Source organism: Nocardioides fonticola, assembly GCF_039536805.1.
Classification (GTDB): Bacteria; Actinomycetota; Actinomycetes; order Propionibacteriales; family Nocardioidaceae; genus Nocardioides; species Nocardioides fonticola.
Genome location: NZ_BAAAZH010000001.1, coordinates 106,837 through 121,157, shown reverse-complemented (window position 1 = coordinate 121,157; position 14,321 = coordinate 106,837). Strand labels below are relative to the sequence as shown.

Genomic DNA, 14,321 nt, shown 5'->3' with positions numbered 1-14,321 from the left:
CCCTCCCGTGGGTGAGCACCCGGGCCAGGACCTACGACGCGCAGGTGCTGCGTCGTGAGCCGATCTCCGAGCACCTCGTCCGGCTCGTGCTCGGCGGCCCGGGTCTGGCGGGCTTCGCGAGCACCGGCGTGCTCGACGAGTGGGTCGGCCTGGTCGTCCCGGGCCAGTTCCAGAGCCGCTACTACACCGTGCGCTCCGTCGACGGCGCCGAGCTCACCCTCGACGTCGTCGTCCACGACGTCGGGCTGGTCACCGAGTGGGCGCGCCGCGACGGCGTCGGCGAGGTCGTGGGCGAGACGGTGACGATCACCGAGCCGAAGGGCTCCTTCAGCCTCCCCGCGGACGCCGCGTGGCTGCGGCTGGTCGGCGACCTCACGGCGCTGCCGGCGATGGCCCGTATCACCGAGGAGTTGCGCGGTCGGGTGCCGGTGCACATCTGGGCCGAGGTGCCCGAGATCCCGGCCGACTACCTCGCACCCGGCGACGGCGTCGAGATCACCTGGCTGCCGCAGCCCGGGGACGGCGCCAGCGCGCTGGCCGCCGCGGTCGAGGAGCTGTCCTGGCCCGCCGAGCCCGGCTACTTCTGGATGGCGGGGGAGTCGGCGCAGATGCGGGCGATCCGCAAGCACCTGATGCGCGAGGTGAAGCTGCCCTCCGAGGCCTACGACGTGATGGGGTACTGGCGCGGCACGCCCGGTCGGCAGCCGCGCGCCGTCGACCCGGCGCCGATCTGGCGGGCGGGCAAGGCCGCGGGCAAGTCCGACGAGGAGATCTGGGCCGACTACGACCGTGCCCGCGAGGAGGCCGACGCCGATGTCTGAGCAGGTTCCCCACCGCAGCGGGTTCGCCTGCTTCGTCGGCCGCCCCAACGCCGGCAAGTCCACGCTGACCAACGCCCTGGTCGGCACCAAGGTCGCCATCACCAGCGACAAGCCGCAGACCACCCGCACGGTGGTGCGCGGCATCGTGCACCGCCCCGACGCCCAGCTGATCCTCGTCGACACCCCGGGCCTGCACCGCCCCCGCACCCTCCTCGGCGAGCGCCTCAACGACCTGGTGAAGACCACCTGGGCGGAGGTCGACGTCGTCGCGGTGTGCTTCCCGAGCAACGAGAAGATCGGCCCCGGCGACCGGTTCCTGGTCACCGAGCTGGCCAAGGTACGGCGCACGATCAAGATCGCGGTGGCCACCAAGACCGACCTCGCCACCCCCGACCGCATCGGCGAGCACCTGCTCGACATCGCGCGGCTCGGCACCGAGACCGGCACCGACTGGGCAGAGATCGTGCCCGTCAGCTCCGTGGCCGGCGACCAGATCGAGCTGCTCGCCGATCTCCTCATCGCCCGCATGCCCGAGGGGCCGGCGCTCTACCCCGACGGCGAGCTCACCGACAGTCCCGAGGAGGCCATCGCCGCGGAGCTGATCCGCGAGGCCGCGCTCGACGGCGTCCGCGACGAGCTGCCGCACTCGATCGCGGTGGTCGTCGAGGAGATGGGCCTGCGTGAGGGGCGGCCCGCCGAGAAGCCGCTGCTCGACATCCACGCCAACCTCTTCGTCGAGCGCGACTCCCAGAAGGGCATCGTCATCGGCCACAAGGGCGCCCGGCTGCGCGAGGTCGGCCAGGCCGCGCGCCAGCAGATCGAGGCGATCCTCGGCACCCCGGTCTACCTCGACCTGCGGGTCAAGGTCGCCAAGGACTGGCAGCGCGACCCGCGTCAGCTGCGCCGGCTCGGCTTCTGACTGCTCCGCGTCACGCTCAGGCGGGGATCCAGCAGATCCCGTAGGTCTGCCCGGCGCTCCACTGCTCGGCGGTCGGCCACTCGTAGCCCCACTGGAAGTCGAGCGGGTCGTCGGCGGCGTCCTGCCCCGCGTTCTGGCACGGCTCCTGCCCCCGCTCGCGGACGACGTCCTGGCCGGGGTAGCGGCCCTGGGCCCCGGCCGCGTCGGCGAGCGGGACGATGCTGATCGCCCGCCAGCGGTGCGGGCCCGAGCACACGACACGCGAGAAGCCGGTGGTGCCCGGTGCGGCGGTACCGCACATGGCGTAACGGGCCGCTCCGTCGCCGGCGATGACGTCGCGCAGTCGGCCGGTCAGCGGCAGCAGCCGGGCCTCGGCGCGCAGGGCGATGAGGTCGCAGCGGAACCAGTCGGCTCCGGCCTCGATCTGCGCGGGTGTCGGCACGAACCACACGACCTGGAGCATGCTCAGCTCGCGTTCCTCGGCGGTGCCGCCGAGGAACGCGGCGGCCTCACGCCGGCACGTCGCCGCCACGCGGGCGCGGGAGCGCACGGTGGTGGTGGGCAGGAGGGTGCCGGCGGTGTCGCGCGGCAGCGCCTCGACGGCGATGGTCATCGCGGTGTGGGGCAGGGCGCACGAGATCGGGGTGCTGTCGTCGCTGGTCGCCAGCGCGGCCTGGTAGCTCAGTTCGCGGCACTGGGCGCGCCGGGGCCGCGGCGGGGGAGTCGGGGACGCCGACGGCGTGCTGGCGTCCGACGCCGACGTGCCGGGGCCGGCGGCCGAGTCGCTGGAGCCGGCGGGCCGGTCGGAGCCGCCGACGCGGGTGACGACGACGAGGATGACCGCGACCAGGGCCAGCACGGCGACGACGGCGAGGACGGCGGGCTGGCGGCGTGGCTTCGCACGGCGTCGAGGGGCGGCCAAGGTGGGCTCTCCGGTCGTCTGCTGGTCGGCGGGTCGGGTGCGGGGATCAGTGGGTGGTCATCGCCCAGCACACCGAGCGGCGATTCCCCCGCTCCCACTCTGCCCGATGGAACCACGTGTAACCGAAGTCGAAGGTCTCGGGGTAGCGCAGCCAGGCCGCCACGGAATCCTGGCAGAAGGCCGACGTGCGCTTCTCCGAGACGCTGTCGCCGGGGTAGGGGTCGTCGGGCTCGCCCAGCTTGATGGTCGTGACCGCCCGCCAGTCGTGGGGGCGGGTGCACGGCACCCGCGGGGCGTCGTCGACGCGGTCGCCGCGGGCGCAGGCCATCCAGCGATCCTGGGGGACGCCGGCGAGCAGGCCCTCGGCGTCGGCCGGCAGGGCCAGCGGCCGTGCACCCGGCGCTCCGCCGGTCAGGTCGCAGCGGTACCAGCGGGCGCCGTCGTCCCAGGCGGCGTCGGAGGGCCGGAACCACACCCAGTCGAGGATGGTGCGCATCGCCGTCGACTCCTCCGCCCCGAGGTAGCGCTCGAAGGCGGTCGTGCAGGTGCGGCCGACCCACTGGACGATCTGGGGGTCGTCGACGTCGAGGTCGGCGAGGTCCTCGGGCAACTCCTCGGCCTCGATGGTGACGGCCGTGTGGTCCTCGGTGCACGGCACGGTGCGGGAGGCGTTGGTCGGCAGCGCCAGGTCGGCGCCGGTGAGATCGCGGCAGGCGCCCACCGTCGGCACGGCGACGGCGTCGACCTGGTCGGGATCGGCGTGGGAGCCCTGCTCCTGGGCGGTCCCGCCGCAGCCCGCGAGGGCGAGCGTCAGGAGACCTGCGAGGAGCACGGAGCGCACGGCGGCGACTCTAACGCCGCCGTGCGCTCCGTCCGACCTCAGCCCAGGCGCAGGGTACGGCTCGCACTCGCTCCGTCGGCGGTGCGGACGACGACCTGCACCCGGTCGATCCGCCCCGTGCGCACGGCCTTCCGGACGGCGGCCCGCAGCGGGATGCCGACCCGGTGCTCGCCGGCGCCCAGACGCACCGCCCGGTGGCCGAGCAGGTCGCCACGGTGGACGCCGCCGCCGGTGCCGGCGGCCCGCACGGTCACCGTCGCGCGCTTCGCGGTCGCGGCCCGCAGGGTGAGGACCACGCGGCGGGCGGCGTCGTCGACCCGGGCGCGCGAGGAGGTGCACACGACGGTGCCCGAGCTCGCGGGAGCGATGTCGACGGTGGCCGAGGCGGTGTCGTCGTCCGTGGTCGCGTCGGGGCTGCTGGTGGTGACCGTGGCCGTGTTGACGACCTGGGTCAGGCCGAGCTCGGCGGTGGTGCGGGTCTCCAGGCACAGCAGGCCGATGCGGGCCTGGAGGGTCGCGCCGGTGGGGTTCGTGAACCGGAACAGGCGGGTCTTCGGCTGCGGGTCGGTGCCCCGGAACACCAGGCCCGGGTCGACCGCCCAGGAGGCCACGATGCCCTTGGCCTCGTCGGCGCAGGTCAGCTGCGCCTGCACGGTCTGCCCGGCGGGCACGGTCACCGTGTCGCGCAGCTGGGTGAGCCGCAGCGCATGGGTGTGCCCCTGGGCGACGCCCAGCGTCGTGCTGAGGCAGCGGATCGAGACCGTCCCCTCGACGTGGTCGGGGATGGTGGCGCCGAAGGTCCAGCCGGTGCCGTCGAGGTCGCCGTCGCGGCGGCTCGTCGTCACGTGCGCGACGCCGTCGGTGATCTGCCAGCCCGGGGCGATGGCGACCTGCCCGGGGCCGCACGCCAGGTCGGTGCTCGCGATGCCGGCGGCAGCCGCGACGTGGCTGGTGACGGCTGCGGAGACGACCACCGGGTGCTGGTGGTCCTCGCCGGAGACGGTGCGCGCCGAGAGGCAGACCACCTCGACCTTGCCCTGGAACTGGCCGGTCGCGGGGTTGCGGACCGTGCCGATCCAGCCGGTGCCGTCGGCGGTGGCGGTGCTGGTGAGCACCTCGGTGTCGGCGATCGAGCCGGTGCCCTGGTCGAGGTCGTCGAGGCGCACCGAGCCGTCGGTGGCCAGGTAGCCGCTGGGGCAGTCGGCCTGCGCGGTCGCCGTCCCGCCGGCCGGCACCGCGAGGTGGGTCTCCACCTTGGTGACGTCGAGCTGGTGGGTCTCGCTGCCGGTGGCCGCGGCCACCGCGTCGACGGTGGTCTGCACGTCGACCGTCGACTCCTCGCCGGCCGCCAGGTCGCCGACCAGGCAGCTCAGGACGCCGCTCGTCACGTGGCAGGTGCTCTCGCTCGCGGCCACGTAGGTGACGCCGGCGGGCAGGGCGTCGGTGATGACGACGTCCTTCGCCACGCCCGGGCCGTCGTTGCGGGCGGTCAGCGTGTAGGTCACCTGGTCGCCCGGTGCCGCGCTCGCCTTGTCGGCGGTCTTGGTGATCGAGAGGGACGCCGTGCCCGCGCCGCCGGTGGGCGTCGAGGTGAGGGCGGTGTTGTTGGAGACGTCGACGTCGGGCTCGGTGGTGCTCACCGTCGCCCTGGCCTCCACGACGGCAGGGGCCGGCGTGCCGACGGTGGCGGTCACCCGCACCCGCGGCACGGTGGCGTTCGCCGCCACGGTGCCGAGCGGGCAGACGACCTGCGTGCTGCCCGGTCCGGCGGAGCCGTCGAGGTGGCAGCGCGGGTCGAGGGCGCCGGTGTCGACCGTGACGCCGCTCGGCAGGGTGAAGCGCAGCTCGGAGTCGGCGGCCGGTGAGCCTCCGAGGTTCCGGGCGTCGAGGAGCCACGTGTACGGCGTCCCCGGGGTCAGGGTGGTCGGGTCGCCGTCGATGCGGGCGGTGACGGCGAGGTCGACCGGTCGCACCGACAGGTCCGCGGTGGCGGTGTCGTCGGTGTGGTCGGGGTCGTCCTCGTGGGCGACGACGGTCGCGCTGTTGGTGAGCGTGGCGCCGGCGGTGCCGAGGTCGGCCCGGGTGCGGATCGTCACCGACGCCTGCTGACCGCGCGTCAGGGCGCCGACCTCGCAGACCACCTGGGACGCCGTCCCGCCGCTGACGCAGCCGGGGCTGCCGGAGACGAAGGAGAGGCCGTCGGGCAGCTGGTCGACGATCGTGGAGCCGGTCGACGCCGACGGACCGGCGTTGGTGACGGTGAGGGTCCAGGCGGTCGTGTCGCCGACCGAGACCGTCGCGGGGTCGGCCGACTTGGCCAGGCCGAGGCCGGTCACGGCCACGGTCGGCGCGGCGTCGACGTCGGAGTTGTCGTCGGGCACGCCGTCGCCGCCGCCGACGACGACCGCGGTGTTGGCGACCTGGGCGGGCGCGGGGTCGGCCACGGCGACGTGCACCCGGATCGGCGGGTAGGTCGCGGCGGCGCCGAGCCGGTCGGAGCGGGTGCAGGTGACGGTGCCGGAGGCCTGGCCGCAGGCCCAGCCGATGCCGGAGGCGTCGAGGTAGGTCAGGCCGGCCGGCAGCGCGTCGGTGACGGTGACGACGCCCTGGGTGGCGGCCGCGCCGCGGTTGCTCACCGTGAGGTCGTAGGTGACGTCGGAGCCGCGCACGATCGAGCCGGTGTGCGACTTGGTGATGCGCAGGTCGGGGGCGGCGACGACGGCGTCGACGCTGCTCTGCACCGTCAGCGGCGTGCCCAGGGTGGCCGAGGCGTAGCTGCCGGTGGCGGTGTTGGTGATCGTGCGACCGTCGGGCACCGCCGGGCTCGGTCCGTTGACGACGACGTCGAAGCTGACGGAGTACGACCCGCCGACGCCGACGGTGCCGCCCACGGTGCTGCTCGCGCCGGTGCCGACCCGGGCGACGACCCGGTTGCCCGCGGCGTCGTACTCGCCGAGGTCGTCACCGGCGAGGTCGGTGACGCCGGCGGCGGTGCCCCCGGCCGGGGACACCTTGATGCTGCCCGGCACGTAGGTGGTGTCGGCCGGCACGGGGTCGCGCAGCACGAACGACGCGGCGCCGTCCTGGCCGCTGTTGAGACCGCTGATCGTGTAGCGCAGGCGGTCGCCCTGCTCGATGACCCCGCCGTCGAGGTCGGTGACGGTCTTGGTCTGCTCGAGCTTGGGCGCGTAGAGCTCGGTCGCGAAGGTCACCACGCCGGGGGCGTAGACGTCGCCCGCGGTGGTGAGCCGGATGGTCGCGGAGGTGTCGCCGTTGCCGAGGTAGCTGTTGCCCACGGTGAGCATCGACTGCTCGAAGCCGAGGTTGTTGGCGTAGCTGGGGTTGGCGTTGGTGCGCAGGACGCCGTCGCGGCTGCTGCGGGAGTCGAAGAAGTTCGTCGCGGGGTGCTGGGCGTCCGACAGCGGGACGCCGTTGAGGCTCGCGCCGTCGCCGACCAGACCCAGGTCGCCCTCGTAGGTCACGAAGCCGACGGTGGTGCGCACGGTGCCCGCGGGCGGGGTGCGGAAGCCGGAGATCGCGATCGTGCCCGACGCCGAGCCGTTGATCGACTTCAGGCCGTCGAAGATCGTCAGGTTGCGGGCCGGCTGGGTGGTGTCGCGGTAGGCGATGACGAGCGACCAGCCGCCGAGACGGTCCTGGCCGGTGGCGGTCTGCACGTTGGCGACCGTGTAGGAGCCGTTGCCGGCGGCGGCCACGCGCGAGGTCACGTCGACGAATCCCTGGTAGATGATGTCGCCGTCGTCCAGGGTGCTGGCCGTGAGCGTGGAGTAGCCGGTGTCGCCGGGCGCCTTGAACTTCACCGTGTTGCGGGCGTTCTGGTTGGGAGCGTCGCCGCCGTAGGCGCCGGCCGTGACCTCACCGCCCCAGTAGAGGCCGGCGAACAGCACCGTCGACCCGGCCGGCAGGGCCAGCGAGGCGCTGCTGGAGTCGAAGGTCGTCGGGTCGCTGTCGACATCGACGTAGCCCATGGTGAACACGTTGTTGTTGACGTTGTTGTTCGACCTCGAGGACGCCGCCGCCTGCTGGGCGCTCGAGCACAGCAGGGTGCCGGGGCAGGTCATGACCGTGTTGCCGATCATCTCGATGTCACCGGTGTCGTTGGCGCTGAACCGCGTCTCGAACGAGCGGTCGGCGGCCTGGGCCGGGCCCGCCGGGAGCACCGCGACCATCGTGAGGGAGGCGAGCATCACCGCCAGCACGCCCACGATCGAGCTGATGGTCCGACGGCGCTGCTGCGTCACGCGGGCGCGCGTCAGCGCACCGGCGATCCCTCCCCAGAGATTCACGGCTCCACTATCGGTAGGCAGCCGCCGGACCGAGGGGGTTCACCGGCGCGGTTACCCGATCGGGGCCGAACCGTGGAGTTGGTAACGACACCCGGCGGGCGCCCGCCCCAGACCCAGGCTCAGTCGAGCAGCACCGCCGCCAGGGTGGCGCCGAGGTCGCCCGCCGCCTCGAGTTCGGCGTCGCCGACCTCGCCGAGGACGGCGAGCACCGGCGCCGCCTGCACCCACCCCAGCGCCTGGACGATCGCCAGCACCGAGCGCTCGGCCCCGGTCGTGTCGTAGCGCCCGTGCACCCACAGCCCGAAGGGACGGCGCACCGGTGTGCCCCCGGCGGCCGACCCGTCGTCCGCGAGCGCACCGCCGGCCTGGAGGAAGATCGTGTCGAAGAAGTGCTTGAGCGCCCCCGACATGTACCCGAAGTTCGCGGGCGTGCCGAGCAGGACGCCGTCGGCGGCCAGCACGTCGTCGGCGCTGGCCTCCAGCGCGGCCCGCTCGACCACCTCGACGGCGTCGTCGAGGTCGGGGTGGCGGGCGCCGGCCAGCACGGCGTCGGCCAGGGAGCGGACGGCGGGGGTGGGGGTGTGGTGGACGAGCAGCAGGCGCGGCACGGCCCGACCCTAACGGCGTCCCTAGACTGCCGTCGTGGACTTCTACTCCGCCTACGCCCAGGGCTTCGCCCGCGTCGCGGCCTGCGCGATCCCCGTCGCGGTGGCCGACCCGGCGGCGAACGCGCGCGCGGTCGTCGAGCAGGTGCGTGCCTGCCACGACGAGGCGGTGGCGCTGGCGGTCTTCCCCGAGCTGTGCCTCTCGGGGTACGCCATCGACGACCTGCTACTCCAGGACGTCCTGCTCGACGGCGTCCTCGACGCGCTGGCGGAGGTCGCCGCCGCGACCGCCGGGCTGACCCCGGTCGTCGTCGTGGGCGCCCCGCTGCTCATCGGCACCCGGGTGCTCAACTGCGCGGTCGTGCTGCACGACGGCGGCGTGCTCGGCGTGGCCCCGAAGTCCTACCTGCCGACCTACCGCGAGTTCTACGAACGCCGGCACTTCGCGCCCGGCGACGACCGGCGCGGCGGCACGGTCGTGCTCCGCGGCCTCGGTGAGGTGCCGTACGGCCCCGACCTCATCTTCGCCGCCACCGACCTGCCCGACCTGAAGGTGCACGTCGAGGTCTGCGAGGACATGTGGGTGCCGATCCCGCCGTCCGCGGAGGCCGCGCTGGCCGGTGCCACCGTGCTCGCCAACATCTCCGGCAGCCCGATCACCATCGCGCGCGCCGAGGACCGTCACCTGCTGGCCCGCAGCGCCAGCGCCCGCTGCAGCGCCGCCTACGTCTACGCCGCCGCCGGCGAGGGGGAGTCGACGACCGACCTGTCGTGGGACGGCCAGACGATGATCTACGAGACCGGCCGCCTGCTGGCCGGCGGCGAGCGGTTCCCGACCGAGGCGCAGCGCATCGTCGCCGACGTCGACCTCGACCGGTTGCGCCAGGAACGCATGCGCCAGGGCACCTTCGACGACAACCGGCGCACCCACGACGCGCGCATCGGCGCCTTCCGCACCGTCGGCTTCACCCTCGCCCCGCCGGCCGGCGACATCGGCCTGCGACGCAGCGTCGCCCGCTTCCCGTTCGTGCCCGACGACCCGGCCCGGCTGGCCCAGGACTGCTACGAGGCCTACTCCATCCAGGTCTCCGGGCTCGAGCAGCGGTTGCGCGCCATCGGCACCCCGAAGGCCGTCATCGGCGTCAGCGGCGGCCTCGACTCGACCCACGCGCTGCTCGTGGCGGCGCAGGCGATGGACCGCCTCGGCCGCCCGCGCAGCGACATCCACGCGATCACCATGCCCGGCTTCGCCACCACCGACGGCACCCGCGCGGCGGCCACCGAGCTGGCGCAGAGTCTCGGCGTCACCTTCTCCGAACTCGACATCCGCCCGGCCGCCGAGCAGATGCTCGCCGACATCGGCCACCCCTACGCCGCGGGCGTCGACGACTACGACGTCACCTTCGAGAACGTGCAGGCGGGCCTGCGCTACGACTACCTCTTCCGCATCGCCAACCACCGCGGCGGCATCGTGGTGGGCACCGGCGACCTCTCCGAGCTGGCGCTCGGCTGGTGCACCTACGGCGTGGGCGACCAGATGTCGCACTACAACGTCAACGCCGGCGTCCCGAAGACCCTGATCCAGCACCTCATCCGCTGGGTCGCCGACTCCGGGCACTTCGAGGAGACCACCAACCGGCTGCTGCGCGAGACCCTCGACCGCGAGATCACCCCCGAGCTGGTCCCCACGCGCGAGGGCGAGCGCCCGCAGGCCACCGAGGACACCGTCGGCCCCTACGCGCTGCAGGACTTCACCCTCCACCACGTGCTGCGGCTGGGGATGCGCCCCAGCCGCATCGCGTTCCTGGCCTGGCATGCGTGGCGCGACGCCGAGGCGGGGGAGTGGCCCCCCAACTTCCCCGACGAACGGCGCGAGGCCTACGACCTGGCCACCATCAAGCACTGGCTGGAGGTCTTCGTCCGCCGGTTCTTCGCCAGCCAGTTCAAACGCTCGGCGCTGCCGAACGGCCCGAAGGTCAGCGCCGGCGGCACCATGTCGCCGCGCGGCGACTGGCGGATGCCCTCGGATGCGAAGCCGACGGCCTGGCTGGCCGATCTCGCCCGCGTGCCGGACGCCTGAACGGCTGCTCGCGAGGGTCGGCGGCAGCCTTTGCCGCGCCTTAACGGCGCCCTCGCGCGGGGTTAGCGCGCCTCGCCGCAGAGTCGGGTCATCACGATCCACCCCGACTCCACAGGAGAGAACCCCATGAAGAAGAAGCTCCTCGCCGCGACCGCCGCCTCCGCCGTCCTCGTGGCCGGCGCGGGCACCGCCGCCGTCCTCGTCGCCGGCCCGGCCGCCGCCGACACCGAGCGGCGCGGCACCTGCGCCGCCGGCACCTACGAGTTCGACGTCGACCGCGAGGACGGCGGCTACGAGGTGGCCGTCGACCTCGACAACGTCGCTCCGGGCACCCGCTGGGTCGTCGCGCTGCGCCACGACGGGAAGGTCGTCTCGAAGCGCACCATCACCGCCGACGCCGAGGGCGACGTCGAGCTGGAGGCCTTCCGTCCCGACACCTCCGGCTCGGACACCTTCGCCTTCACCGCGAAGCGCAAGGGCGCCGCCAAGGTCGCCTGCTCGGCCTCGATCACCAAGGCCTGAGCGACAGCTCCACCCGCAGGCCGCCGAGCGGGGAGGCCGTCAGCGCGAGCGCGCCGCCGGCCTCCCGCGCCGTCGAGGCCGCGATGGCGAGCCCGAGGCCGGTCGACCCGGCACCCGAGGCGCCCCGGGCGGTGACGGCCACGCCGGGGGGCAGGCCGGGGCCTGCGTCGTCCACCCGCAGCAGCACGCGGTCCTGGTCACGCAGCAGCGAGACGGTCGCCGCGGTGCCGTCGGGGGTGTGGCTGAAGACGTTGTCGAGGACGACGTCGAGCGCGGCCGCGAGGTCGTCGCGGCCCACCCCCACCGGCACCGGCTGGTCGAGGTCGGTGACGAAGCGCAGGTCGCGCTCCTGCTCCTCGGCCAGCGCCTGCCAGAAGGCGACCCGTTCGGCGGCGACCTCCCCGACGTCGCACCAGACGACGACGCCCTCGTGCTCGGCGCGCCGCGCCTGCCGCACGATGTGGTCGACGGTGGCGTCGAGGTCGTCGAGGTCGGCGCTCAACCTGTCCCGTTCGGTGGGATCGGCAAGACTCTCCACCCGCAGCCGCATCGCCGTCATCGGGGTGCGCAAACGGTGGGAGAGGTCGGAGACCTGCTCCCGCTCGCGGGCCAGCAGGACGTCGATGCGCCCGACGAGGCGCTCGAGGGCGGTCTGGAGCTCGCGCACCTCGCGGGGACCGGCGGGGGGCAGCGGCTCGGGCCGGTCGGCGGAGCCGAGGCGACCGGCGTAGGCCGCCAGCCGGCGGATCGGCTGCACGAAGGAGCGGCCGAGCCGGTCGGCCAGCACCAGCGCCCCCAGCAGCAGCACGATCCCGAGCGCGAGGAGCGCCAACCAGGCTCGCAGGATCCCCGACTCCAGACCGGGTTCGCGCACCACGACCCGCACGACCGGCGTCTGCTCGGGGCCGGCGCTGCGACCGCCGAGGGAGACGGGCACGAGGAACTCCGCGCCGCCGTCGATGTCGTCCAGGCGCGCCTGGCCGGTCTCCCGCGCCTCCCTGACCCGCGCGTCCTCGCCCGGGTCGGGTCCGACCCCGGTGCCGTCGGGGTAGAGCACGGTCGTGGCGATGCCGCCGCCGTCGTTGATGCGGTCGAGGTAGACCGCGACGGTGCCGCGGTCCTGGCCGCTGACGACCGACTCGGTGGCCTGCACCTCCAGTGCGGCCCGGGAGAGGCGGTCCTCGAGGGCGTAGCTGCGCATCAGCACGCCCAGCGGCACCAGCATCGCCAACAGCACCATCGCCACCGACGCGGCGACGGTGGCGATGAGCTCGCGACGCACAGCCTCAGTCCTCGGTCGGTGCGCTGAGCCGGACGCCGACGCCGCGCACCGTGTGCAGGTAGCGCGGCGCCGCGGCGGTCTCGCCGAGCTTGCGGCGCAGCCAGGAGAGGTGCACGTCGATCGTCTTCTCCGACCCGCCCCACGCCTGCTGCCACACCTCGGCCAGGAGCTCGCGCTTGGTGACGACCTCGTCGACCCGCTCGGCCAGGTGCAGCAGCAGGTCGAACTCGCGTGGCGAGAGGTCGAGCGGCTCGTCGTCGAGGGTCGCCAACCGGGACGCCGGGTCGAGGGCGAGGCCGCCGACCTCGCGGCGCCGGGCCCGTTCGCGCAGGCCGCCGGTGCGTCGCATGACCGCGCGGATGCGGGCCTCCAACTGGGCGGTGGTGTAGGGCTTCACGACGTAGTCGTCGGCGCCGGCGTCCAGGCAGCCGACCAGCGACGGGTCGTCGTCGCGGGCGCTGGCCACGATCACCGGCACGTCGCTGACCGCCCGCAGCATGGTGAGCACCTGGGTGCCGTCGACGTCGGGCAGCCCGAGGTCGAGGATCACCAGGTCGGGGCGGCCCTCGACGGCGAGGGAGAGCCCCTGCATCCCGGTGGCCGCGGAGGAGACCGCGTAGCCGCGTTCGCCGAGCGCGCGCATGATCAGCGGTCGGATCCGCGCGTCGTCCTCGATCACCAGCACCTGGGGCACAGCCCGAACCTAACCGCCCGCGGTCGGTTCCCCGATGCCCGCGCCGGTACCTTAGCCGCGCCTTAACCCGGTCTTGGTGTCCCGCAGGGGCTCGCGCGGGCACAGTGGCGTGGTGAGCCCGACTCGTCCTGCCGCGCGCGCCGTCGGCCTGGTCGCCGCCTGGGTCGCGGCCGCCACGGCCGCCGTCGTGGTGGGCGTGCTCGCCGTCTCCGGGCTCGGGGCGAGCTTCCGCGACCGGGGACCGATCGGCGACAACGAGGCCGTCCGCGAGGCGCAGCTCGGGGCCGCGGCACCCACGCGGCTGGAGGAGCCGGGGGAGCGACGGGTCTTCTCCGGCGCGCACGGCCGCTTCGTCGTGCGGTGCCGCGGTGCCTATGCCGAGGGCCTTCGCGCGATGCCCGCCCCGGGATGGCGCGTGGTGAGCTACGAGCCCGGACCGGACGACGACGTCGACGCGATCTTCACGCGGGGCCGGTCGTCGGTGGAGATCGACGTGTTCTGCAACCGGGGCATGCCCACCATCGCGGAGCTGGAGCGCAACGAGATCCCCGAGGGCTAGGGGACGACGAGGCGAGATCGGCTGCAACATCCCCGGCGGTCGAGGCGTCTAGGTGATGGACGCCCCGACCACCCGGGGCCGCATCTCGGAGGAACCATGTCGCTCTTCTCTCCCCGCTCCCGCGCGCTGCTCGCCGTCGTCCCCGCCCTCGGCGCCGCAGCTCTCGGCGTCTCCGCCCTCGGCTCGGGCGCCCAGGCCGCCCCGTCGGCCAGTCAGTCGGCCAGTCAGTCGGCCAGTCAGTCGGCCACGCCGACGACCACCGTCACTCTCGACGTCACCGGCTGCGAGGGGTGCACCTTCCGCCTCTGGCAGGCCATCGACGGTCGCCCCTACGTGTGGCACACGAAGGCCAAGAAGGTGCAGGACGGCGAGGTCGCCTGGACCGTGCCGACCGGCCGCACCAGCTCGATGAGCATCACCGTGCAGGCCCCGTGGGACGGCGGCATCGGCGCCGTGCCGAACGTCGTCTTCCGCTACGCCGGCAAGCAGCCCGGCGACACCGTGACCCGCGCCGAGGCCGCGAAGGCCAAGCGGGCCGCCGGTTGCTGGGTCGGCACCGAGGACTCCGCGATCACGATCCCGATCACGGTCGCCCACGCCCGCACCAAGGCCGTCGACGGCTCGCCCACCCACACGCCGCGCGCCTACACGCCGACCACCCTGGAGTGGTACGCCCCGAACATGCGCACCTACCGGGGCATCATCGCCAACCAGGACGCCTTCTACTGCCACAGCTGAGGCCGGTGTCCCGGTCGGGCGGGGCGGTGTC

General features: G+C 74.1%; 12 protein-coding genes. 6 read left to right on the top strand and 6 right to left on the bottom strand.

Annotation, left to right across the window (positions count from 1 at the left end):
- Positions 1-11: 11 nt before the first annotated feature.
- The gene (locus ABD671_RS00535) at positions 12-821 is read left to right on the top strand and encodes a siderophore-interacting protein (protein ID WP_344731229.1); all 810 of its coding nucleotides are present in this window, start codon (positions 12-14) and stop codon (positions 819-821) included.
- Entirely contained in the window at positions 814-1,740 is a 927-nt protein-coding gene (gene era / locus ABD671_RS00530; RefSeq protein ID WP_344731228.1) for a GTPase Era, read from the top strand. Before ABD671_RS00535 ends, era begins: the two co-directional genes overlap by 8 nt.
- Positions 1,741-1,756: 16 nt before the next feature.
- On the opposite strand, the gene ABD671_RS00525 is transcribed toward era, so the two are convergent.
- The 4 genes from ABD671_RS00525 to ABD671_RS00510 form a co-directional block, all read right to left on the bottom strand.
- Positions 1,757-2,662, bottom strand: a complete 906-nt coding sequence (locus ABD671_RS00525; protein WP_344731227.1) for a septum formation family protein — start codon at positions 2,660-2,662, stop codon at positions 1,757-1,759.
- A gap of 46 nt (positions 2,663-2,708) precedes the next feature.
- Positions 2,709-3,503, bottom strand: coding sequence for a septum formation family protein (locus ABD671_RS00520; RefSeq protein WP_344731226.1), 795 nt, complete (start codon positions 3,501-3,503; stop codon positions 2,709-2,711).
- A 38-nt stretch (positions 3,504-3,541) separates the two neighbouring features.
- Positions 3,542-7,810, bottom strand: a complete 4,269-nt coding sequence (locus tag ABD671_RS00515) for a hypothetical protein (RefSeq protein ID WP_344731225.1) — start codon at positions 7,808-7,810, stop codon at positions 3,542-3,544.
- A 119-nt stretch (positions 7,811-7,929) separates the two neighbouring features.
- Positions 7,930-8,418, bottom strand: a complete 489-nt coding sequence (locus ABD671_RS00510) for a flavodoxin family protein (protein ID WP_344731224.1) — start codon at positions 8,416-8,418, stop codon at positions 7,930-7,932.
- A 34-nt stretch (positions 8,419-8,452) separates the two neighbouring features.
- Between ABD671_RS00510 and ABD671_RS00505 the strand changes: the two genes are divergently transcribed.
- Positions 8,453-10,495, top strand: a complete 2,043-nt coding sequence (locus tag ABD671_RS00505) for an NAD(+) synthase (protein ID WP_344731223.1) — start codon at positions 8,453-8,455, stop codon at positions 10,493-10,495.
- Positions 10,496-10,621: 126 nt separating this feature from the next.
- Positions 10,622-11,017 carry a hypothetical protein gene (locus tag ABD671_RS00500; RefSeq protein WP_344731222.1) on the top strand — a complete coding sequence of 132 codons (396 nt, stop codon included), beginning with the start codon at positions 10,622-10,624 and terminating at the stop codon, positions 11,015-11,017.
- Here ABD671_RS00500 and ABD671_RS00495 read toward each other — a convergent pair.
- Together ABD671_RS00495 and ABD671_RS00490 are read right to left on the bottom strand one after the other, a co-directional pair.
- Positions 11,004-12,299, bottom strand: a complete 1,296-nt coding sequence (locus ABD671_RS00495) for a sensor histidine kinase (RefSeq protein WP_344731221.1) — start codon at positions 12,297-12,299, stop codon at positions 11,004-11,006. The genes ABD671_RS00500 and ABD671_RS00495 overlap by 14 nt on opposite strands.
- A gap of 4 nt (positions 12,300-12,303) precedes the next feature.
- Positions 12,304-12,993 (bottom strand): response regulator transcription factor, encoded by a 690-nt coding sequence (locus tag ABD671_RS00490; RefSeq protein ID WP_344731220.1) that lies wholly within the window; start codon positions 12,991-12,993, stop codon positions 12,304-12,306.
- 112 nt (positions 12,994-13,105) lie between these two features.
- On the opposite strand from ABD671_RS00490, the gene ABD671_RS00485 reads away from it, so the two are divergent.
- Complete coding sequence (locus ABD671_RS00485) at positions 13,106-13,552, top strand: hypothetical protein (protein WP_344731219.1); 447 nt, start codon at positions 13,106-13,108, stop codon at positions 13,550-13,552.
- A gap of 96 nt (positions 13,553-13,648) precedes the next feature.
- Positions 13,649-14,290, top strand: coding sequence for a hypothetical protein (locus ABD671_RS00480; RefSeq protein WP_344731218.1), 642 nt, complete (start codon positions 13,649-13,651; stop codon positions 14,288-14,290).
- Positions 14,291-14,321: the final 31 nt, after the last annotated feature.